Origin of the sequence: Pelomonas nitida, assembly GCF_043555975.1 — a bacterium.
Classification (GTDB): domain Bacteria; phylum Pseudomonadota; class Gammaproteobacteria; order Burkholderiales; family Burkholderiaceae_C; genus Pelomonas; species Pelomonas nitida.
In genome coordinates this window covers 78,960-99,434 of record NZ_JBIGIA010000012.1, presented here as the reverse complement: position 1 = coordinate 99,434, position 20,475 = coordinate 78,960, and the positions used below count along the sequence as shown (strand labels likewise).

The 20,475-nt window shown below is 69.0% G+C and carries 16 protein-coding genes and 1 tRNA gene; 7 read left to right on the top strand and 10 right to left on the bottom strand.

The window, feature by feature from the left end; genetic code table 11:
* Window positions 1–19: 19 nt before the first annotated feature.
* The 6 genes from ACG00X_RS16175 to hemA form a co-directional block, all read right to left on the bottom strand.
* Window positions 20–583, bottom strand: a complete 564-nt coding sequence (locus ACG00X_RS16175) for a UbiX family flavin prenyltransferase (RefSeq protein WP_394489263.1) — start codon at window positions 581–583, stop codon at window positions 20–22.
* A gap of 1 nt (window position 584) precedes the next feature.
* The gene (grxD, locus tag ACG00X_RS16170) at window positions 585–899 is read right to left on the bottom strand and encodes a Grx4 family monothiol glutaredoxin (protein WP_394489261.1); all 315 of its coding nucleotides are present in this window, start codon (window positions 897–899) and stop codon (window positions 585–587) included.
* A 56-nt stretch (window positions 900–955) separates the two neighbouring features.
* Entirely contained in the window at window positions 956–1,519 is a 564-nt protein-coding gene (locus tag ACG00X_RS16165) for a hypothetical protein (protein WP_394489259.1), read from the bottom strand.
* A 109-nt stretch (window positions 1,520–1,628) separates the two neighbouring features.
* On the bottom strand, window positions 1,629–2,450 hold the full coding sequence (gene prmC / locus ACG00X_RS16160; protein WP_394489257.1) for a peptide chain release factor N(5)-glutamine methyltransferase: 822 nt from the start codon (window positions 2,448–2,450) through the stop codon (window positions 1,629–1,631).
* Window positions 2,447–3,532: a peptide chain release factor 1 gene (gene prfA, locus ACG00X_RS16155; protein ID WP_394489255.1), complete on the bottom strand. Its 1,086-nt coding sequence runs from the start codon at window positions 3,530–3,532 to the stop codon at window positions 2,447–2,449. Before prfA ends, prmC begins: the two co-directional genes overlap by 4 nt.
* 66 nt (window positions 3,533–3,598) lie before the next feature.
* Window positions 3,599–4,861, bottom strand: coding sequence for a glutamyl-tRNA reductase (gene hemA, locus ACG00X_RS16150; protein WP_394489253.1), 1,263 nt, complete (start codon window positions 4,859–4,861; stop codon window positions 3,599–3,601).
* A gap of 57 nt (window positions 4,862–4,918) precedes the next feature.
* On the opposite strand from hemA, the gene ACG00X_RS16145 reads away from it, so the two are divergent.
* The gene (locus ACG00X_RS16145; RefSeq protein WP_394489251.1) at window positions 4,919–5,194 is read left to right on the top strand and encodes a hypothetical protein; all 276 of its coding nucleotides are present in this window, start codon (window positions 4,919–4,921) and stop codon (window positions 5,192–5,194) included.
* Here the strand turns inward: ACG00X_RS16145 and miaB are convergent.
* From miaB to ACG00X_RS16125, 4 genes are all read right to left on the bottom strand, one after another.
* On the bottom strand, window positions 5,184–6,545 hold the full coding sequence (gene miaB, locus ACG00X_RS16140; RefSeq protein WP_394489249.1) for a tRNA (N6-isopentenyl adenosine(37)-C2)-methylthiotransferase MiaB: 1,362 nt from the start codon (window positions 6,543–6,545) through the stop codon (window positions 5,184–5,186). The two genes, ACG00X_RS16145 and miaB, sit on opposite strands and share 11 nt — an antisense overlap.
* Window positions 6,542–6,919 (bottom strand): hypothetical protein, encoded by a 378-nt coding sequence (locus tag ACG00X_RS16135; RefSeq protein WP_394489247.1) that lies wholly within the window; start codon window positions 6,917–6,919, stop codon window positions 6,542–6,544. The genes miaB and ACG00X_RS16135 overlap by 4 nt, the downstream gene beginning before the upstream one ends.
* Before the next feature lie 102 nt (window positions 6,920–7,021).
* Window positions 7,022–7,098: transfer RNA gene (locus ACG00X_RS16130), tRNA-Met, on the bottom strand.
* A gap of 64 nt (window positions 7,099–7,162) precedes the next feature.
* Complete coding sequence (locus tag ACG00X_RS16125) at window positions 7,163–8,824, bottom strand: rhamnogalacturonan acetylesterase (RefSeq protein WP_394489245.1); 1,662 nt, start codon at window positions 8,822–8,824, stop codon at window positions 7,163–7,165.
* A 134-nt stretch (window positions 8,825–8,958) separates the two neighbouring features.
* Between ACG00X_RS16125 and ACG00X_RS16120 the strand changes: the two genes are divergently transcribed.
* The 6 genes from ACG00X_RS16120 (at window position 8,959) to ACG00X_RS16095 (ending at window position 20,451) form a co-directional block, all read left to right on the top strand.
* On the top strand, window positions 8,959–10,311 hold the full coding sequence (locus tag ACG00X_RS16120) for a TolB family protein (RefSeq protein WP_394489243.1): 1,353 nt from the start codon (window positions 8,959–8,961) through the stop codon (window positions 10,309–10,311).
* A 378-nt stretch (window positions 10,312–10,689) separates the two neighbouring features.
* Window positions 10,690–13,887: a TonB-dependent receptor gene (locus ACG00X_RS16115; RefSeq protein ID WP_394489241.1), complete on the top strand. Its 3,198-nt coding sequence runs from the start codon at window positions 10,690–10,692 to the stop codon at window positions 13,885–13,887.
* Window positions 13,888–14,202: 315 nt separating this feature from the next.
* On the top strand, window positions 14,203–16,047 hold the full coding sequence (locus tag ACG00X_RS16110) for a rhamnogalacturonan lyase (RefSeq protein ID WP_394489239.1): 1,845 nt from the start codon (window positions 14,203–14,205) through the stop codon (window positions 16,045–16,047).
* Window positions 16,044–17,039 carry a glycoside hydrolase family protein gene (locus ACG00X_RS16105; RefSeq protein ID WP_394489237.1) on the top strand — a complete coding sequence of 332 codons (996 nt, stop codon included), beginning with the start codon at window positions 16,044–16,046 and terminating at the stop codon, window positions 17,037–17,039. Before ACG00X_RS16110 ends, ACG00X_RS16105 begins: the two co-directional genes overlap by 4 nt.
* On the top strand, window positions 17,039–19,483 hold the full coding sequence (locus tag ACG00X_RS16100) for a glycosyl hydrolase 115 family protein (protein WP_394489235.1): 2,445 nt from the start codon (window positions 17,039–17,041) through the stop codon (window positions 19,481–19,483). The genes ACG00X_RS16105 and ACG00X_RS16100 overlap by 1 nt, the downstream gene beginning before the upstream one ends.
* Entirely contained in the window at window positions 19,480–20,451 is a 972-nt protein-coding gene (locus ACG00X_RS16095) for a family 43 glycosylhydrolase (RefSeq protein WP_394489232.1), read from the top strand. Before ACG00X_RS16100 ends, ACG00X_RS16095 begins: the two co-directional genes overlap by 4 nt.
* Window positions 20,452–20,475: the final 24 nt, after the last annotated feature.

Genomic DNA, 20,475 nt, shown 5'->3' with positions numbered 1-20,475 from the left:
GCCTCCGATGGCGCGGGCCTCAGAGGCCCGTCCAGGCCTTGGGCTGGGCGGCCGTGATGCCGGCCAGCTCCAATACCCGCTCGGCTGTCTCGTTGACCATCTCGTCGATGGTCTTGGGGTGGTGATAGAACGCCGGCAGCGGCGGGAAGCAGATGCCGCCCATCTCGGTCACCGCGACCATGTTGCGCAGGTGGGCCAGGTTCAGCGGCGTCTCGCGCACCATCAGGATCAACCGGCGGCGCTCCTTCAGCGTGACGTCGGCGGCGCGGGTCAGCAGGTTGTCGCCCAGGCCGTGGGCGATGGCCGCCAGCGACTTCATCGAGCAGGGTGCGACGACCATCGCGGCGGTCGCGAAGCTGCCGCTGGCGACGCAGGCGCCGATGTCGCCCGGCGAGTAAGCATGGCTTGCCTCGGCCTCCAGCGCCGAGCGGTCCAACCCCAGCTCGTGATGGGCGTTCAGGATGCCGGCGGGCGTGGCGATCAGATGCGTCTCGACGCCCAATTCACGCGCGCGGCGCAGCAGCCGCAGCCCATAGGCCGCGCCGGTCGCGCCCGTGAGGCCGACGACGAGTCGCTGTGGCATGTCAGGCCTGGGTGAGGGCCTGCTGCAGTTCACCGGATTCGTACATCTCCATCATGATGTCCGAGCCGCCGACGAACTCGCCGCCGATGTAGAGCTGGGGGATGGTGGGCCAGTTGGCGTAGTCCTTGATGCCCTGGCGCACGGCCTCGTCTTCGAGCACGTTGAAGGTCTTGATGTCGGTCGCACCGGCGGCCTTCAGGATCTGGATGGCGCGGCCGGAGAAGCCGCACATCGGGAACTGGGCCGTGCCCTTCATGAAGAGCATGACGCGGTTGGACTTGACCAGGTCGTCGATGCGTTGCTGAACGTCGCTCATTGCAGTTCTCGGATAAGGCAAAGCAGCAATTATCCCGGAGCGCCCCGGCGCCCGCCTCAATAGCTGTAGGCCAGGCCCAGCTGCAGCAGGGGCTTGAAGCGCAGGTCGCGCATCGCGTCTTCCACGCCCTGGGCGCTGCTGCGGCCCAGGCGCAGGCTGCCCGACATCAGGCCCAGGTCGGCGCTGAAGGCCAGGCCGCCGCGCTTGAGCCACCCGGTGTAGCCGATGCCCACATACGACAGGTTGGCGCTGGGCTCGAACGCGTAGGCATCGGGGCCAATGGGCACGAGCGTGCGACGCCCGGCCGCCACAGGCCCGCCGCCGAGTGCGATCCCGCCGCTGCTCTGCGCCATCGACAGCGGCCCGAGCAGCAGGCCGCCAGTGGCTCTCAGGCCGCCCTGCAGGCTGGCGAAGCTGGCATGGGTCAGGTAGTAGTCGCCGAGCAGCGTGGCGCTGAGGACGCCCGAGCCGGCGAGACGCGGCACCGGGTCAGCGTGCGCGTCCAGGCTGTTGAGTTGGAGCCGCGCCTGCCATCGAAGTTGTTCGCTCCCCTGCGCCTGCGCAGGTGGCAGCGCCGTGAGGGTGGCGAGGCTGAGAACCGCAGCGGTGAGGCGGGACATGATCGACTCCTGCGAGGTAGACGAGGCATCGGGTTTCGATACTACGCCGCTCACTTGTCATCGAGTAAGCAGAAGTGAGGCGAAAACCTCACGCCAAACGGCGCGATCTTCAGGCCTTGAGTGCCCAGCGGCCACCGGTGGCGCGGGGGCGCCCGGCGAGGTCCCGGCGCAGGCCGATGTGGTCGAAGCCGTTGTTCACCAGTTGTTGCGCCACCGCATCAGCCTGGTCCCAGCCATGCTCGAGCAGCAGCCAGCCGCCGGGCGCCAGATGCGCTGCCGCGCCGCCGATGAGGGCACGCAAGTCGGCCAGGCCATCGCCACCCGGTGTCAGCGCGGTGAACGGTTCGTGGCGCAGGGCCGGCAGGTGGGGGTCGTCGCCGGCGATGTAGGGCGGGTTGCTGACGAGCAGGTCGAACCGTTGTGTGCCCAGGGGCGCGAACCAGCTGCCATGGCGCCAGTCCACATCCAGCCCCAGCCGCACGCCATTGGCGCGCGCCACCGCCAGCGCGTCGGCACTGAGGTCCACGGCCGTGACGCGGGCGCGCGGGCAAGCGGCCTTGATCGCCAACGCGATGGCGCCGCTGCCCGTGCCGAGGTCTGCGACGGCCGGCTCGCCAGGCAGGGCGGCCAGCAGCTCGAGCGCCCAGTCGACCAGCGTTTCCGTGTCGGGGCGGGGGATCAGCGTGGCCGGCGTGACCCGCAGGTTCAGGCCGTGGAAGGCTTGCCAGCCCGTCAGGTGAGCCAGCGGCTCGCCATCAGCCAGCCGCCGCAGCAGCTCGGCAGCGCCGGGCACGAGGGCGTGGCCGTGCGTCACGAGCCAGGTGCGGCCCTGGCCGGTCAGGTGGCTCAGCAGGGTCTGGGCATCGCCACGTTCGACGCCGAGCTCGCGCGCGAGGGCCAGCGCGGCGTCGACCGACAGCTCGGGTGTCACGCGCGGCCTTCTTCCAGCTGCGCGAGCTGGTCGGCCGCCTGCGCGGCCAGCAGGCCCTGGATGACGTCGCTCAGGTCGCCGTCCATGATCTGCCCGAGCTTGTAGAGCGTCAGGTTGATGCGGTGGTCGGTGAGGCGGCCCTGCGGGAAGTTGTAGGTGCGGATGCGGTCGCTGCGGTCGCCGCTGCCGATCAGGCCCTTGCGCGTGGCGGCCTCCTTGGCGGCGCGCTCGCTGCGCTCCTTCTCCTGGATGCGCGCCTGCAGCACCTGCAGCGCCTTGGCCTTGTTGCTGTGCTGGCTGCGGCCGTCCTGGCATTCGGCCACGATGCCCGTGGGCAGGTGGACGACGCGCACGGCCGAGTCGGTCTTGTTGATGTGCTGGCCGCCGGCGCCGCTGGCGCGGAAGGTGTCGATGCGCAGGTCGGCCGGGTTCAGCGTGACGGCCTCGGCCTCGTCGGGCTCGGGCATCACGGCGATCGTGCAGGCGCTGGTGTGGATGCGGCCCTGGGTTTCGGTCGCCGGCACGCGCTGCACGCGGTGGCCACCGCTCTCGAACTTGAGGCGACCGTAGACGCCGTCGCCCTCGACGCGCACGACCAGCTCCTTGTAGCCGCCGAGGTCGGACACGTTCTCGGACAGGATCTCCGTGCGCCAGCCCTGGCCCTCGGCGAAGCGCAGGTACATCCGCGCCAGATCGCCAGCGAACAGCGCCGACTCATCGCCACCGGTGCCGGCGCGGATTTCGAGGAAGGCGTTGCGTTCGTCGTCCGGGTCTTTGGGGATGAGCGCGAGCTGCAGCTCGTGGTCCAGCGCAGCCAGCGCCGCCTCGTTGCTGGTGATCTCCTCGCGGGCCATCTCGGCCATGTCGGGGTCGATCAGCATCTCGCGCGCGGCGGCGAGGTCGGCCTCGTGCGCCTGGTAGCGGCGGTAGCGGTCGACCAGGCCCGACACCTCCGACTGCTCGCGGGTCAGCGCGCGGTAGCGCTTCATGTCGGCGGCGATGCTGCCGTCGGCGAGGAGGGCGTCGAGCTCGGCGAGGCGAAAGCCGAGGCGGTCGAACTGCTGGCGCAGGGAGTCTTTCATGGGCGGCGATTCAAAAAGCAGTCAGGGCGGCGCGGTGCGCGCCGGGGCGGCGGCAGTTGAGCGCCGCTAGGACTGCCTGCCGCGCAGGAACAGGCGGGAGACCGTTTGTGCCAGTTGCAGACGCTGTTCGCCGTCGCTCGCGTGCAGCTCGGCCAGCGTGCCGTGCAGCAGCTTCTGCGTCAGGCCCTTGGACAGCGCATCCAGCACCTCGTCGACATCGGCGCCCTTGGCGAGCAGCTTGCGCGCGCGGGCGATCTCGAGGGCGCGCCAGTCGTCGGCCTGCGCGTGCAGGGCCTGGATCAGCGGCACCGTGTGGCGCTGGTCCAGCCAGTGCATGAAGCTCTGCACGCCGGTCTCGACGATGGCCTCCGCCTGGGCCACGGCGGCCTGGCGCTTCTCGCCGGCCGTCTGCACCTGCACGGCGAGTTCGTCGACGGTGTAGAGGTAGACGTCGTCCAGCTGGCCGACCTCGGGTTCGATGTCGCGCGGCACGGCCAGGTCGACCATGAACATCGGGCGGTGCTTGCGCTTCTTGAGCGCGCGCTCGACGGCGCCCAGGCCGATCAGCGGCAGGCTGGAGGCCGTGCAGGAAACGACGATGTCGAACTCGTGCAGCCGCTCGGGCAGGTCCGACAGCCGCATGGCCTCGGCACCGAAATGACCAGCGAGCTTCTCGCCGCGCTCCAGCGTGCGGTTGGCCAGCGCCATGTGGCGCGGCGTCTTGGCGGCGAAGTGGGTGGCGGTCAGCTCGATCATCTCGCCAGCACCGACGAACAGCACGCGCGTCTTGGCGAGGTCTTCGAACAGCTGGCCGGCCAGGCGCACGGCGGCGGCGGCCATGCTGATGGAGTGGGCGCCGATCTCGGTGGCGGTGCGCACTTCCTTGGCCACCGAGAAACTGCGCTGGAACAGCTGGTGCAGCGTGGTGCCCAGCGCGCCGGCGGCATCGGCTTCCTTTACCGCCTGTTTCATCTGGCCGAGGATCTGGGGCTCGCCCAGCACCATGGAGTCGAGCCCGCTGGCCACGCGGAAGGCGTGCCGCGCCGCAGCGCTGCCCTGCATCACATAGGCGTGTTCGCGCAGGGCGCCGGCCTCCACGCCACCCGCCTGCGCCAGCCACGCGATGGCCGGCTGCACCTGCGCCGGTGGCGCGGCCACATAGACCTCGGTGCGGTTGCAGGTGGACAGGATGGCCGCCTCAGGCGTGCCGGGCAGCTTCTGGCGCAGGCCGGCGAGCGACGGGGCCAGCTGTTCCAGCGTGAACGCGAACCGCCCGCGCAAGTCCAGCGGAGCGGTGTTGTGATTCAGGCCGAGAGCGAAGACCGACATGGGGGCGGATTGTAGGATTCGCGGCCTTCGCTTCCCCCTGATACGGATCAAGCCCGCATGAGCCCCTTGGATGCTTTCTGGCACATCGCCAACTTGTTCGCGCCCGCCTGGGGGCTGGCGGCGTTGCTGGGGTTGGCGATCAAGCTGGCCTGGTGGCGTGAGGCGAAGGCGTTGCGGTGGCTGCGTCTGTGGGGTTGGGGGGCGGCGGGCGGCGCGCTGGCGGTGATCGTGTCGCTGGTGCTGCTGGGCCGCGATGGCCGGATGGCGGGCTACGCGTTGCTGCTGCTCGGCGTGGCCCTGCCGCAGTGGTATTTGCTCAGCTTCAGGCGCTGAGCACCTCCTCGGTCGTGACCACCTCGCCGCGCAGCGAGTGTGCGTAGGCGGTCGTGATGCGCACGTCGACGAGCTGGTTCATCAGCCGCAGCGAGCCGGGGAAGTTGACGATGCGGTTGCACTCGGTGCGCCCCATCAGCTCGGTGGCGTCCTTGCGCGCGGTGCCGGTCACGAGCACCTTCTCGACCTTGCCCACCATGGCCTCCGAGATGGTCAGCGCGTGCGCTTCGATGGCGGCCTGCAGTTCCTGCAGGCGCCGGACCTTGGTCTCGTAGGGGGTGGTGTCTTCCAGCGCAGCGGCGGGCGTGCCGGGGCGCGGGCTGAAGATGAAGCTGAACGACGCGTCGAAGCCGACGTCGTGCACCAGCTTCATCAGCTTGGCGTGGTCTTCGTCGGTCTCGCCGGGGAAGCCGACGATGAAGTCGCTGGCCAGGCGCAGGTCCGGGCGGATGGCGCGCAGCTTGCGCACGATGCTCTTGAACTCCAGCGCCGTGTAGCCGCGCTTCATGGCCATCAGGATGCGGTCGCTGCCGTGCTGCACCGGCAGGTGCAGGTGGTTCACGAGCTGCGGCACCTTGCCGTAGGCCTCGATGAGGCGCGGGCTGAACTCGTTGGGGTGGCTGGTCGTGAAGCGCAGGCGCCGGATGCCGGGGATCTCGGCCGCGTATTCCAGCAGCAGGGCCAGGTCGGCGTGCTCGCTCGTGTCGCCCATCTTGCCGCGGTAGGCATTGACGTTCTGGCCGAGCAGGTTGATCTCCATGACGCCCTGGTCGGCCAGGCCGGCGATCTCGGTCAGCACGTCGTCGAACGGGCGCGAGACTTCGTCGCCGCGCGTGTAGGGCACCACGCAGTAGCTGCAGTACTTGGAGCAGCCTTCCATGATGGAGACGAAGGCCGAGGCGCCCTCGACCTTGGCCGGGGGCAGGTGGTCGAACTTCTCGATCTCGGGGAAGGAGATGTCCACCTGCGGACGGCGCGTCTCGCGGCGGGCTTCGAGCATTTGCGGCAGGCGGTGCAGCGTCTGCGGGCCGAAGACGACGTCGACATAGGGCGCGCGTTCGATGATGGCCGCGCCCTCCTGCGAGGCCACGCAGCCGCCGACGCCGATCATGACGCCCTTGGCCTTCAGGTGCTTCACGCGGCCGAGGTCGCTGAACACCTTCTCCTGCGCCTTTTCGCGCACCGAGCAGGTGTTGAACAGGATCAGGTCGGCCTGCTCGGGGTCGTCGGTGGGGGTGTAGCCCTTGGCGGCTTCAAGCACGTCGGCCATCTTGTCCGAGTCGTACTCGTTCATCTGGCAGCCGAAGGTCTTGATGTAGACCTTCTTGCCGTCCTTGTCGGCGGCGCTCATCGCTTGGCCCAGGTCTGCGTGCCGGCGTCGAACTGCCAGCTGGCCGCTTCGGCAGGCGTCGTCGGCCAGGGCTTGTTGGCCAGCTCGACGGCGTTGAGCACCCACACGTCCATGACCAGGCCGGTGCTTTCCACCGTGTAGTGCACGGTGAGCTTCTGGCCGGTGAGGCCGGCCGGCGGCACCCAGAGGTTGTTGTCGTTCTTGATGCGGGCGCCCGGCGCGAGGCGGGCGGCGCGGCCGTTGATCCTGGCCTCGGGGAACTGCGTGATGACCAGCTCGCCGCGCAGCGCGTTGGCGGGGAAGAAGCGATGCGTCTGCGCCTGGGCGGCAACGCTGCTGACGGCCAGGATCAGAGGAAGAACACAGCGGTACATGGCATGTCCAGTGGCTGCGTAAGCGGCAGCCGGAGTGGGCGGCCGCAAACCGGTTCTGAAAAGACAAACGGCCCGAGCAGGGTGCTCGGGCCGTTCGGATTTTGGTGGCGCTTCAGGGACTCGAACCCCGGACCTGTGGATTATGATTCCATCGCTCTAACCAACTGAGCTAAAGCGCCTGAGCCTGCTATTCTAAGCGCACTTTTTGGGCCTGTGCAAGCATTCTCGAAAAAATTTCTGAAATCAGGGTGTCGCGGCTTTCAGGAAGGGCTGCAGCGGCTGGCCCGGCAGGCGCTTCAGGCCGTCGACCACCCGCGCGGCATTGAACACCGCACCCGCCTCGTTGGTGTGGGTGCGGGCATCGGCGAAGAGGGCGTCCACCTTCTCGGCGCCGGCGCTGCGGTAAGCCTCGGTCACGAGCAGGGTCAGGTCGATGAACTGCGCGCCATGAGCCCGGGCGACCTGCTCGCCCCAGGCGGCATAGGTCTCGAAGTCGCGCGGCTGGCCGGCCTGCCAGCGGTCCTTGTGCGGGATGGGCGACAGCACGACCACTTTGGCGCCGCGGGCCTTGGCGTCGTCGATGTAGCGGGCGAGGTACCAGCCGAAGCTCTGCACCTGCTGTTTGCTGCCGTCGGGCAGCGTGTCTTCCACCGTCTCGGGCCCGATGCCGGGGACGGAGCCGCGATTCTTGCCTGCCGGGTCGCCGATGCGGGCGCCGTCGTTGTGGCCGAACTGGATGAGCAGCGTGTCGCCGGCCTTCAACTGTTCCAGCACCGACGCCCAGCGGCCTTCGGTGAAGAAGGTGCGGCTGCTGCGGCCGCCGATGGCGTTGTTGACGATATTGACTTTCTGCGTGTCAAAGAAGGGGGCCAGGCGTTCACCCCAGCCCCAGGCGCCGTTCTGGCCGCCGCTGCGCACGGTGGAGTCGCCGATCATGACGAGGCTGGGCAGCTTGGGGTCGCGCGGCGCCTCGACCCTGACCTTGCGGGCGTCGACCACCGGTCGGTCATCCGAGCCATCCGGCGCGAAGCGGCGCAGGTAGACGGCGTCGGGCAGCACCTTGTTCTGGATCAGCCCGGCGATGACGAGCTGCGAGTTCACGGCGGCGCCCAGCCAGTTGGTGTGCACGGTTTCCTGCGGGGCGTCGGCGGGGAAGAGCTTCTCCACTTCGGCCTTGCCCAGGGCCTCGTAGCGCAGTGCGCCCCATTCGTTGAGGTCGATGAAGGCCACGTTCTCCTGCCGGGCGACCTCGGCGGCCCAGGCCGCGAAGTTGCCGCCGGCGCGCGTGACCTTCACGCCGTCGGCCTCCCAGCGCTTGCGGATGACGGGCGAGGCGACGACCGGCGTGGCGCCGGCGGCGCGGATGTCGGCGATGTAGCCGCGCAGGTAGGCGCCGTAGGTGTAGACGGTCTCGCGCTTGCCGGTCAGCTGGTTGTCGATGTCTTCCTTCTCCGGGCCCGTGCCGCGCAGCACGCCGCGGGCGCGGCTGTTGTCGTTGACCGGGCTGGCATCGTTGTGGCCGAACTGCATGACGACCCAGTCGCCCTTCTTGATGAAGGGCTTGGTGCGGTCCCAGTGGCCGCTGGTTCGGTAGGTGCGGCTGGACAAGCCGCCGACGGCACGGTTGACGACGTTGATCTTGGTCTGGTCGAGGTAGGCGGCAATGGGGTTGCCCCAACCCCACTGGCCCTCGCCGCCCTTGCCCTGGCCGTCGTCGCGGCCGTTGCGCACGGTGGAGTCGCCGATGAGGATCAGCGACGGCAGCTCCGGCCTGGCGGGCTCGGGCAGCGTGACCTGCGCGCGCGCCGGGTCGGTGGTGGCGGTGAATTCCTGCGCCTGGGCCTGGAGCAGCGGGAGGGCGAGCAGCAGCGCGGCGGTGGCGCGGCGGGTGAGGGTGGGCGTCATGGCGCGGATGCTAGGAGCAGGTGCGCCGGGCGGGCGGCGCGCGACGGCGCAAGTTCTTGAGCGATTGGGCTGCAGCAACATCCAGCAACGCAGCGCCTCCTAGAGTCGCGCCCACCTTGAATCGGACTCCCACCATGTCGTTTCGCAAGACTTCCCTGTTGTTGAGCCTGCTGCTGGCCGCCGCACCCGTATGGGCGCAGATCGGCCAGCGCTTTCCGTCCGAGAAGCGTGTCGTCAACGATCCTGTCACCGGCACGCCGCTGACCTTCCTGACCACGCAGCCGCGCGGCGACGCCAAGATCTACCCCAGCCACCCGCAATGGACGGCCGACGGCAAGTGGCTGGTGTTCCGCTCCAACCGCGCCAAGGGCGAGGCCATCGCTGTCAACGAGGCCAGCGGCGAGATGGTGCAGGTCACCGAGGGCGGCTACGAGGGCATGCTCAACCTGGCGCAGTCGGGCGGCAACAAGCTCTTCTTCCTGCGCAAGGACCCGGCCGGTGGCAACGACAAGATCCGGCAGGCCGTCGAGGTGGACCTGGACCGCGTGTTCGCCGACAGCCAGGCGGGTGCGATGAAGCCGGCCGCCAGCTACCAGCGCGTGTTCGCCACGCTGCAGGCCGAACTGGAGGCGTTCGGCGACAACGCGCTGGACGCCGACGGCCAATGGTTCTACTTCCGCATCCAGGGCAAGGCCTACGCCGGCGCGCGCCTGCCCGCCGGCACCAAGGTCGAGCCGCCCTTCGGCCCGCGCGGCATGGGCGCTGGCCCGCATGCCATCGGCAAGATCAACGTGAAGACGGGCGAGGTCCGGCACGTCGTCTCGGTGCCGTTCCAGATCGGCCACATCCAGAGCAACAGCTGGAACCCGGGCGAGCTGGTGTTCAGCTGGGAGACGGGCGGCAAGTCGCCGCAGCGCACCTGGACGGTCAAGGGCGACGGCACCGGCCTGCGCCCGCTCTACCCGGAGGCGCCGTACGAGTGGGTCACGCACGAGGCCTTCATCGGCAAGGATGAAGTGGCGCTGGCCATCATGGGCCATCGCCCCATTCCCGGCGTTGTCGACGCCAATCGCGCGCCGGGCACGGCCGTGGAGGGCGCCAACCCGGGGCAGGAGGATGGTTGGGGCAACACCGGCACGCGCGAGAAGCCCACGGGCCTGGCCATCGTCAACCTGCGCACGCGCGAGGTGAACCTGGTGGGGCAGACGGCGTCCGGCAGCGGGCTGTGGCATGTGCATGGCTCGGCCGACGGCCGCTTCGCCACCGGCGACGACTTCGGCCGCAGCCTCTACCTCATCGACCGCCGCACGCGCGAAATGATGGTGCTGACCACCGGGCACAAGGCGACCGCGCGCGACCACATCCACCCGACCTTCAGCCCCGACGGCCGCAAGATCCAGATCCAGTCCGCCATGCTGGCCGCCGATGGCCGCGAGATGAATATCTGCGTGGTGCCGGTGCCGCAGGCCTGGCTGGATCGGAAATAACCCTCGACCGACTGATTTGCTCGGGAATTGGTTGGTATTGGATCTATTTGCATTTCCATATTCGAAATCTGTCGTGGCAGGCTTTGAATAACTGGAGGGGTGAGAACTTATTCGCACTTTTTCATTCGCAGTGCCGTGGCCGGGCGTGTGGTGACACGCCTCTGGCGCGGCGCGGCTGACGCCCGGTGCTCATGGGGCGCCGGGCTGTTTGACGCGCAGTTGTCACAGGGTTTACGCGATGTGAAGCAATCACCGCCGTGATTCTTTTTTGCGTGCCGGAAAAGTACAGAAAACTGCCACCTAGACTGGCGTCTGGGGGTAATAAGCGAGCGGCGCGGGGCGCGCACGGCTTGTTGATATTTCTGGAGACGCAATTAGATGTTGAACAAGAATCACGGCCACAGGCCGGTCACACGTTGGACTCCGCTGGCCCTGGCCATTTCGGCCGCTCTGGCCAGCCAGGCACAGGCCCAGGACGCCGCGCCGCAGCCGCCCGAGGCGCCCGCTTCGGCGGCGTCAGCCGCAGCCGCAGCCGCAGCCGCAGCCCCTGCCGCGCAGAAGGCCGCGGCCAAGCCCGCCGACAGCGCCAACCAGCAGCTCGACACCGTCGTCGTGACGGGCATCCGCCGCTCCATCCAGAGCGCCATCGACCGCAAGCGCAATGGCTCGACCGTGCAGGACAGCATCGTTGCGGAAGACATTGACCAGTTCCCCGACAAGAACGTCGGCGAGGCGCTGTCGCGCATCACCGGCGTGCAGCTCACGCGTGAACTGGGCGAGGGCTCGCAGGTCGCCATCCGTGGCGTCGAGCCCGACCTGAACCGCATCGAGATCAACGGCCTGTCGGTGCTCAGCAGCGCCCAGACCGGCCGTGCGGCCGAACTGCGGGAGCTGCCGTCCGAGCTCATCGCCTCCATCGACGTCATCAAGGGCTCCACGGCCGACATGACCGAAGGCGGCGTGGGCGGCACGGTGCGCATCACCACCCGCAAGCCACTGGACTTCACGCAGCGCACCATCGCCGGCACGCTGTCGGCCGAGCAGGGCAGCCTGCGCGGTGGCGCGCAGCCGCGCGGCTCGCTGCTGCTGGCCGACAAGTTCTTCGACAACAAGCTGGGCCTGATGGCCAACCTCATCTATGACGAGGTCTACACGCGCGGCGACTACTCGCGCAACACATCCTGGACCTTCCTGCGCGACTGGGACATGTCTGCCGAAAAGACGGTGGTCAGCCAGAACGCCACCGCGGCCGCTGTCACGAGTCAGACGGGCTGCAATGCGCTGACGGGCGCCGACCGGACGGCCTGCCTGACCCAGTGGTACGACTACGCGCCGCGCAATGCGCGCTACGGCATCTGGGAGCGCGATCACAAGCGCAGCTCCGCCGAGGTGACGGCGCAGTACCAGTTCTCCAAGAACCTGGACGCCTTCGTGAGCTATCAGGGCAACAAGCAGGCCCAGCGGCTCAACGACATGAACTACGGCACCGACCTGATCTCGGTCAATCGGCTGTCGTCGTCGGGCACCGCGCCGGTCTACTCAGCCACGGGCGTGCCTTCGGGCGGCACCTGTACCGACCCCGTCGCTGGCGTCACGCCCAGCGGCATGGTGGTGGAGAACCACCAGGTCACGCAGTACACGGTGGGCAACTGCCTGAACGTGGCCGGCCGCGGTGGCCAGGCGGCGTTCAGCACGGGCGCGCGCGACTTCGCGCTGGATGTGGACTCCAAGTACACCTCCGCCGGGTTCAAGTTCAAGAACAACAAGTGGCGCGTTGAAGGGCTGCTGGGCGATTCGAAGGCCAACTACGAGGCCGAGACCAACCAGATCGTGCTGACGCAGAACGCGCCGGGCCTCGTCGTCAACCTGGACGGCCAGCGCCTGCCGCACTTCACCTTCCCTGCCGGCTACAGCCCTGACGCTGCCAGCTCCTACGTGCAAGCCCAGCTGCAGTACCGGCCCGACGCCACGCACAACAAGGAACGCAGCGGCAAGCTGGACTTCCAGTACTACTTCGACCACGACTTTTTCCAGAGCCTGTGGTTCGGCGCTCAGGCGCGCGACTCCGGCTCGCGGCGCTACACCGGCGGCGGCTATCTGGTGCAGAACAACGGCAGCTTGACCGACACCAACGAGGCGGTGGACATCAACGCCCGCAGCGCCAACGTCAACTCGACCATCATCTACGACCCGCTCTACACCGGCAGCGCGCAGCGCCCGGGCGACACGCCGACCTTCATCAACGGCGGCTACACGACGTCCTACGTCAACGGCGCAAAGATGCAGGAGATCGTCAACGCCGTGCGTTCGACATCACCCGGCCAGTTCTTCAACGGCTACGGCGGCATCAGCAACGTGCCGTCGAACTGGATGGCGCCGAGCTATTCGGCGGCCACCGGCTCCGGCTACTTCGACACCAGCGCCTTCAACCGCAAATACCTCTACGAAACCGTCGGCAGCGACGGCAAGACCTACGCGCAGATTCCCGTTTACGACATCAAGGAGCGCGTCAAGGCGGGCTATGTGCGGCTGGACTGGGGGACGGAGGTGTTGGGCCTGCCGCTCGATGGCAACGTGGGCGTGCGCTACACCCGCACCGACGTGACCTCGGCCGGCTTGCAGACCGACCGCACCTGCAACCCCAACACGGTGGGCAGCTGCGCTGCGCTGGTGACCGCCAACCGCGTGGTCTCCATCAACAACAGCTACAACGATGTTCTGCCCAGCCTGAACGCCACATTGCAACTGCTCAACGGCAAGCTGCTGGTCCGCGGCGGCTGGGCCAAGGTGATGTCGCGCCCGGCGGTCGACCTGCTGGCACCCAGCGTCACCTGCACGTATGGCAGCGGCAGCACGACCTATGGCGGCGACGGCACCGACGACTGCACGGCCGGCAACCCGGACCTGAAGCCCTATCGCGCGACCAAGTACGACCTGAGCGCCGAGTACTACCCGGGCAAGGACACGCAGGTCAGCCTGGCGCTGTTCCGCACCGACATCGATACCTACATCCGCAAGGGCATCGTGAGCCGTGGCGTGGACTTCTTCCGTGACGGCCGGCTGTTCGACGTGACCCAGGCCATCAACGGCAAGGGTGCCCAGACGCAGGGCGTGGAGTTGGCGGGGCGCACGGCGCTGTCCTTCCTGCCCAGCTGGCTGAGCGGCTTCGGTGTGGATGCCAACTACACGCGCATGACTTTCAGCTACGCGCAGGGCAACGAGCTGCTCAACCCGTTGGACAACTCGGTGCTGCCGTATCCCGGCATGTCCAAGAACGCCTACAACCTGGGCCTGTGGTACGACAACGGCGAGTACAACGCGCGCCTGGCCTACAGCTATCGCGACAAGTACTACACCGGCGGCAACGACATCTCGGGCAACCCGAACTTCCGCGACGCCACGGGCTACCTGGATGCCAAGTTCCAGTGGAAGGCCACCAAGAACCTGACCTTCGCCGTGGAAGCCAAGAACCTGACCAACCAGGCCGAGCTGACCTACGCGGGCGACCTGTCGCGCCCGAACGAACTGGCGTGGGCAGGCCGGCGCTACTACGTGACGCTGGGCCTCAAGCTCTAAGGCATGCAGGATGAGCCCGCAAGGCCCATCCCGTGTTGCCTCGATCTCCGGGCGTTGGCCGGCAAGGCCAATCCTGTTGCGCCTGAATTCAGGCGCTCGGCCTCGCAAGAGGCCGTTTTTTTTGAGTGGAATGGAGCCCCTCGCCCAGGTCCGTCGCGCTGAACGCGGTCGGACCTGGTCGGCCCCCCGAGGGGGGCGGCGATGCTCGCGGCATCGAGCCGCTTGCACATCGCCTGACGGGCCGGCTTGGGAGCGGCCCGGCGCTCGGCCCGAAGGCGGGCACGACGGCCGCGGAATGAGGAATGGAAGGCTGACATGACCGTTTCGTCTTTGATCGTCAGGCTGGTGTGCGGCCTGCTGCTGGCCGGCGCTGTCACGGCCCACGCCGACATCCGCCAGGTCGAGAAGCTCGACCGCGGCGTCGTCGCGATCAACACCGCCGGCGGCGTCTTCGTCAGCTGGCGGCTGCTGGGCACCGAGCCGGCCGGCGTGCGCTTTCACGTCTACCGCGACGGCAAGCGCATCACGCACGCGCCGCAGCCGCTGACCAACCTGGTCGACGCCCAAGGCCGCGCCGACAGTCTCTACACCGTGCGCGCCGTCGTCGCGGGCCAGGAGCTGGCGGCGTCTGGCGCGGCGGTGCCGTGGAGCCAGCCCTACCTGCGGGTGCCGCTGCAAAAGCCAGAGGGTGGCACGACACCCGATGGCCAGGCCTACACCTACGAGGCCAACGACGGCTCGGCCGCCGACCTCGACGGTGACGGCCAGTACGAGCTGATCGTGAAGTGGCAGCCCACCAACGCGCACGACAACTCGCACAAGGGCTACACGGGCCACACGCTGGTGGACGCCTACAAGCTCGACGGCACGCGGCTGTGGCGCATCGACCTCGGGCGAAACATCCGGGCCGGCGCGCACTACACCAGCTTCCTCGCCTACGACTTCGATGGCGACGGCCGCGCCGAGCTCATCATGAAGACGGCCGACGGCACGGTCGACGGCGCGGGCAAGACCATCGGCGACGCCCAGGCCGACCACCGCAACGAGGCCGGCTACGTGCTGAGCGGCGCGGAGTTCCTGACCGTCTTCAACGGCCTGACCGGCGCGGCGATGGCGACGGTGGACTACACGCCGCCACGTGGCGACGTGAGCGCCTGGGGCGACGGCTACGGCAACCGCGTGGACCGTTTTCTGGCCGGCGTGGCCTACCTCGACGGTAAGCGCCCCAGCGCCGTGTTCTCGCGCGGCTACTACACGCGTGCCGTCATCGCCGCATGGGACTGGCGCGACGGCAAGCTGACGCAGCGCTGGGTCTTCGATAGCGACAGCAACGCGGAGAGCAAACCCGCCGCAGGGCAGGGCGCCCACTGGTTCTCGGTGGCCGACGTCAACGGCGACGGGCTGGACGACATCGTCTACGGCGCCGCCACCCTCTCCGGCACCGGCAAGCTGCTCTACAGCACCGGCCTGTGCCATGGCGACGCGCTGCACGTCAGCGCCTTCGACCCGGCGCGCGAGGGCCAGCAGGTGTTCATGGTGCACGAAAGCCCGCGCTGCTACGGCGAGCACGGCCTGGAGATGCACGACGCGGCCACCGGCAAGGTGCTGTGGAGCATGCCCGGCAACAAGACCGACGTGGGCCGCGGCGTCTGCTTCGACATCGACCCCGCCTGGCCCGGCGCCGAATGCTGGGGCGCGGTGGGTGGCTTGATGAGCGCGGGCGGCAAGCTCATCAGCGACAAGCACCCCAACCGCATGAACTTCGCCGTCTGGTGGGACGGCGACCTGCTGCGCGAGTCGCTGGACCATGTCGCCATCGACAAGTGGAACCCCGCGACCTTCAAGTTCGAGAACCTGCTCGACGGCAAGGCCTTCGGTGCCGCGTCCAACAACGGCACCAAGGGCACGCCCGTGCTGTCGGCCGACCTGTTCGGCGACTGGCGCGAGGAGGTCGTCTGGCGCAACGCCGACAGCACGGCGCTGCTGGTGTTCTCCACCGCCATCCCGACCGAGCACCGCCTCGTCACGCTGATGCAAGACCCGCAATATCGCGTGCAGGTCGCTGCCCAGAACGCCGGCTACAACCAGCCGCCGCACACCAGCTACCACCTGGGCGCTGCCATGAAGCCGCCGCGCTACCTGCCCATCACGACGCCATGAAGCTGACTGCCCCCGCCCTGATCCTGCTGGCCGCGTTGGCCGGCTGTGCGAGCGTCGAGCCCGCCCCGCGCCCCCTCTACCGCGACCCCGTGCTGGACGGCGCAGCCGATGTTTCCTTGGTCTTCAACCGGGGCCTGAAGCGCTGGGAGATGTTCTACACGAACCGCCGCGCCACGCTGCGGCTGGACGACCCCAAGGATGTGAGCTGGGTGCATGGCACGCCCATCGGCATTGCGACGACCGACGATGGCAACCACTGGCGCGCCGCCGGTGAGGCGAGCTTTCCGGCCGAATGCACGGGCGAGACGCTGTGGGCGCCCGAGATCCAGGACTTCGCCGGCACCTATCACCTGTGGCTCACCATCGTGCCCGGTGTGCACAAGACATGGACCGGCGAGCGCCGCATCGAGCACCTCACCAGCACCGACCTGCGCACCTGGACTTGCGCCGGCCGCGCGGACCTGGGCTCGCCCAAGGTCATCGACGCGTCGGTCATCCGCGCGCCGCAGGGCGGCTGGCGCATGTGGTTCAAGGACGAGCAGGGCGGCAGCAAACTCAAGGTGGCCGACAGTGCCGACCTCAAGACCTGGACCGTGCGCGGCCCGGTGAGCGCGCTGCCCGGCGAAGGCCCCACGGTGTTTCCCTTCGCCGGCAAGTGGTGGCTGGTGGCCGACCTGTGGAAGGGCCTGCTGGTGCTGCGCTCCGACGACGCGCTGAACTGGGAGGAACAGCCCACGCGGCTGCTGGCCGACATCGGCCAACACCCCACCGACCGCGCCAAGGGCCAGCACCCCGGCGTCACGGTCGTCGACGGCCGTGCCTACCTCTTCTACTTCACGCACCAGGGCGGCGAGCCCGAGGCCAAAGCGGACGACCGCTGGCACCAGCGCACCGTCATCCAGTCGGCCGAGCTGACCGTGAAGGACGGCTGGCTCAGCGTGGACCGCAACGCGCCCCCGCCGGACCTGCGCGCGGCGTTCCGGAGCCGTTGATGCGCAAGGGGCTGCTGGCTCTGCTGATGATGCTGGCCGGTGCGGCGCACGCCGGCCTGGCCGTCGACACCAAGGCCACGCCGGGCAGCCTGCCGCTCGACGGCGCCGTCATCGTCGTGGCACGCGACGCCGACCCGCTGGAAGCCTTCGTCGCGCAAGACCTCGCCGGCGACCTGAAGCGCCTGGGCCTGCGCGCCAGCGTCGGTGGCAAGGGCGCGGTGCAGATCTGGGTCGGCACCGCAGGCCACCACCCGGCCATCGATGCTGCGGGCCTGGACCTGGCCAGGCTCAAGGGCTGCTGGGAATGCTTCCAGATGACGCTGCTGCGCAACCCGGCGCCCGGCGTGAGCCAGGCCCTCGTCATCGCCGGCGCTGACCGCCGCGGCACGGCCTACGGCGTCTACACGCTGAGCCAGGCGTTGGGCGTCTCGCCCTGGGTCTGGTGGGCCGACCTCGCGCCGCTCAGGCGCGGCCCGCTGCACCTGTCGCTGACCGAGCCGCTGCTGGACGGCCCCGCCGTCAAGTACCGCGGCCTCTTCATCAACGACGAGGACTGGGGCTTGCGGCCCTGGGCCGCCAACACCTTCGAGCCCGAGGCCGGCACCATCGGCCCCAGGACCTACGAGCAGGTCTTCCGCCTGCTGCTGCGCCTGAAGGCCAACACGCTGTGGCCGGCCATGCACCAGGTGTCGGGCGCCTTCAACGCCAACCCGAAGAACGCCGAGCTGGCGCAGCGCTACGGCATCGTCATGGGCTCGTCGCACGCCGAGCCCTTGCTGCGCAACAACGTCGCGGAGTGGGGCGCGCCACCCGAGCAGTACAACTACGCGACGCATCCTGAACAGGTGCGCGACTACTGGGTCGAGCGGCTGAAGACCAACGGCCGCTTCGAGAACCTCTACACGCTGGGCATGCGCGGCATCCACGACAGCGGCATGCAGGGCGGCGGCACGGTGGCCGAGAAGCAGGCGCTGTTGAGCCGCCTCATTGCCGACCAGCGGGAGCTGCTGCGCCGCCACGTGGGCGACCCGGCGACGCTGCCGCAGCTCTTCGTGCCCTACAAGGAAGTGCTGCCGCTGCTGCCGGGGCTGGCGCTGCCCGATGACGTGACGCTGGTCTGGCCCGACGACAACTTTGGCTATATCCGCCAGTTCCCCGACGCCGTGCAAGCGCAGCGTTCGGGCGGCTCGGGGGTGTACTACCACCTCAGCTACCTGGGCGCGCCGCTGTCCTATCTGTGGCTCAGCACCACGCCGCCGGCCCTCGTTGCCGAAGAGATGGGCCGCGCCTGGGACGCGGGCGTGCAGCGGCTGTGGATGGTCAACGCGGGCGACATCAAGCCGGCCGAGGTCAACCTCAGCCACTGGTTCGACCTGGCCTGGAACCCGACCGCCGTGCGCGCGCAAGGGCAGGGCGGCTACCTGCGCGAGCTGGCCCGGCGGCTCTTCGGCGTAGAAGAAATCGGCACGATCTGGGACGGGGCCTACCGCGTCAACTTCGAGCGCCGCCCCGAGCATCTGCAGTTCCACCTGCCCGGCGAGAAGGCTAGGCGCAGCGGCTGGCCGGCCGAGGCGGTCAACGAGCGGCTGGGCCGCTTCGCGCAGCTGCTGGCACAGCTGGATGCCGCCCGCCCGCGCATCGCCGTGGCGCAGCGCGACGGCTTCTTCCAGCTCGTCGAGTACCCGCTGCGTGCCGCGGCGCTGGCCAACGAGCGCTTCTTCGCGCTGGAACGCTACGTGGCGACGCTGGAACGCGACCCGGCCGGCGCGCGCCGCTTTGCCGCACAGGCACAGCGCGCCGACCAGCGCCTGAAGGCGCTGACCGCCCGCTACAACGGCGGCCGCTGGGCCGGCAGCCTCGCCGAGGAGCCGGCCGATGGGCTGTGGACCAGCTATCGCCAGCAGGCGCCGCTGCTGCCGGCGCCGGGCCTGGGCGGCAGCGCGCCCGACGCGTTGAACGATCTCGCCAAGGCTGCCGCCGACCTCGCGCCCCTGCCTGCTGCCGACGCCCCGCCCACGCTGCGCGTTGCCGCCATCGAAGGCTGGCGCCGCGTTCAAGGCCTGGGCCGTGGCGAAGGCGCACTGGCGGCGCAAGGCCCCGGGGCCACGCTTACGCTGCAGGCCCAGGCGGCCGCTGGCCCGAACTGCCTGCGCGTCCATGTGCTGCCCAGCTATCCGCTGGCCGCCGGGCAGGACTGGCAGGCCGCGCTGCGCGTCGAGGAGCCGTTCGCAACCGGCGCTGACGAACCGGTCGAGCTGCGCTGGCCCCGCCGTGGGCAGGACGCGGCCTGGGGGCAGGGCGTGCTCGCCAACCGCCTGACGGCGACACTCACGCTGCAGCGCCCCTCCGCCGGCCCGCTGCGGCTGCAGCTGCGCACCGACCAGCGCGACCTGATGTTCGATGGCGCCGAGCTGGTGGCCGGCGTTTGCAAAGGCAACCCATGAAGCTCGCATCCGCTCTGCTCGCCACGCTGCTCGCCGCACCGCTGGCGCAGGCGCAGAACCCGCTCGCGCTGGGCCAGGGCCTGCGCACCGCCGACCCCTCCGGCCATGTCTGGAAGGACGGCCGGATGTGGCTCTACACCTCGCATGACGAGGAGTGCCAGGACGACTTCCACATGAAGGACTGGATGGCCTTCTCGTCCACCGACCTCGTGCACTGGACCAACCACGGCGCCGTGCTGTCCATCAAGGACCTGAGCTGGGCCACCGACTACGCCTGGGCGCCCGACGCCGCCTACAAGAACGGCAAGTACTACCTCGTCTTCCCTGCCGGCACCGGCGTGAAGGACCGCCAGAACCCCAAGAACAGCACCAAGTGGATGGGCATCGGCATCGCCGAGAGCGACTCGCCCGCCGGCCCCTTCAAGGACATGATCGGCGCGCCGCTGTGGCGCAAGCCCTACGCCAACGACCCCGTGCTCTTCGTGGACGACGACGGCCGCGCCTACCTCTACAGCCGCACGTCGGGCGTGAACTACCTCGTCGCCGAGATGGCCGACGACATGCGCTCCATCAAGGGCGAGCTGCAGAAGATGGACATGGGCGGCTACGAGCCGCCGATGGAAGGGCCGTGGGTGTTCAAGCGCAAGGGCCTCTATTACTTCACGATGCCGGAGCACAACCGCATCCTGACGTACTACACAGCCGCTTCACCCAAGGGGCCGTGGACCTACCGAGGCGTCATCATGGACGCCGAGGGCGGCAACAACCACCACTCCATCGTGGAGTACCGGGGCCAGTGGCTGCTGTTCTATCACCGCTGGCTGGACGTGCCAGGCGCGGCCTGCGCGAAGAAGCAGCGGCACGTGGCCGCCGAGTACCTGTTCTTCAACGAGGACGGCACGATTCGCAAGGTCGAGCGCAGCCTGACCGGTGTGGCTGACTTCCCCCAGCGCACCGGCGGCCGCTGACGGCAGCACCCAAGCCGCTCGCGC

Excerpts from the sequence above, each read along its gene's own strand:
- ACG00X_RS16175 (WP_394489263.1), bottom strand. The coding sequence starts at position 583 with ATGCCACAGCGACTCGTCGTCGGCCTCACGGGCGCGACCGGCGCGGCC.
- grxD (WP_394489261.1), bottom strand. The coding sequence starts at position 899 with ATGAGCGACGTTCAGCAACGCATCGACGACCTGGTCAAGTCCAACCGC.
- ACG00X_RS16165 (WP_394489259.1), bottom strand. The coding sequence starts at position 1,519 with ATGTCCCGCCTCACCGCTGCGGTTCTCAGCCTCGCCACCCTCACGGCG.
- prfA (WP_394489255.1), bottom strand. The coding sequence starts at position 3,532 with ATGAAAGACTCCCTGCGCCAGCAGTTCGACCGCCTCGGCTTTCGCCTC.
- hemA (WP_394489253.1), bottom strand. The coding sequence starts at position 4,861 with ATGTCGGTCTTCGCTCTCGGCCTGAATCACAACACCGCTCCGCTGGAC.
- ACG00X_RS16145 (WP_394489251.1), top strand. The coding sequence starts at position 4,919 with ATGAGCCCCTTGGATGCTTTCTGGCACATCGCCAACTTGTTCGCGCCC.
- miaB (WP_394489249.1), bottom strand. The coding sequence starts at position 6,545 with ATGAGCGCCGCCGACAAGGACGGCAAGAAGGTCTACATCAAGACCTTC.
- ACG00X_RS16135 (WP_394489247.1), bottom strand. The coding sequence starts at position 6,919 with ATGTACCGCTGTGTTCTTCCTCTGATCCTGGCCGTCAGCAGCGTTGCC.
- ACG00X_RS16125 (WP_394489245.1), bottom strand. The coding sequence starts at position 8,824 with ATGACGCCCACCCTCACCCGCCGCGCCACCGCCGCGCTGCTGCTCGCC.
- ACG00X_RS16120 (WP_394489243.1), top strand. The coding sequence starts at position 8,959 with ATGTCGTTTCGCAAGACTTCCCTGTTGTTGAGCCTGCTGCTGGCCGCC.
- ACG00X_RS16115 (WP_394489241.1), top strand. The coding sequence starts at position 10,690 with ATGTTGAACAAGAATCACGGCCACAGGCCGGTCACACGTTGGACTCCG.
- ACG00X_RS16110 (WP_394489239.1), top strand. The coding sequence starts at position 14,203 with ATGACCGTTTCGTCTTTGATCGTCAGGCTGGTGTGCGGCCTGCTGCTG.
- ACG00X_RS16105 (WP_394489237.1), top strand. The coding sequence starts at position 16,044 with ATGAAGCTGACTGCCCCCGCCCTGATCCTGCTGGCCGCGTTGGCCGGC.
- ACG00X_RS16100 (WP_394489235.1), top strand. The coding sequence starts at position 17,039 with ATGCGCAAGGGGCTGCTGGCTCTGCTGATGATGCTGGCCGGTGCGGCG.
- ACG00X_RS16095 (WP_394489232.1), top strand. The coding sequence starts at position 19,480 with ATGAAGCTCGCATCCGCTCTGCTCGCCACGCTGCTCGCCGCACCGCTG.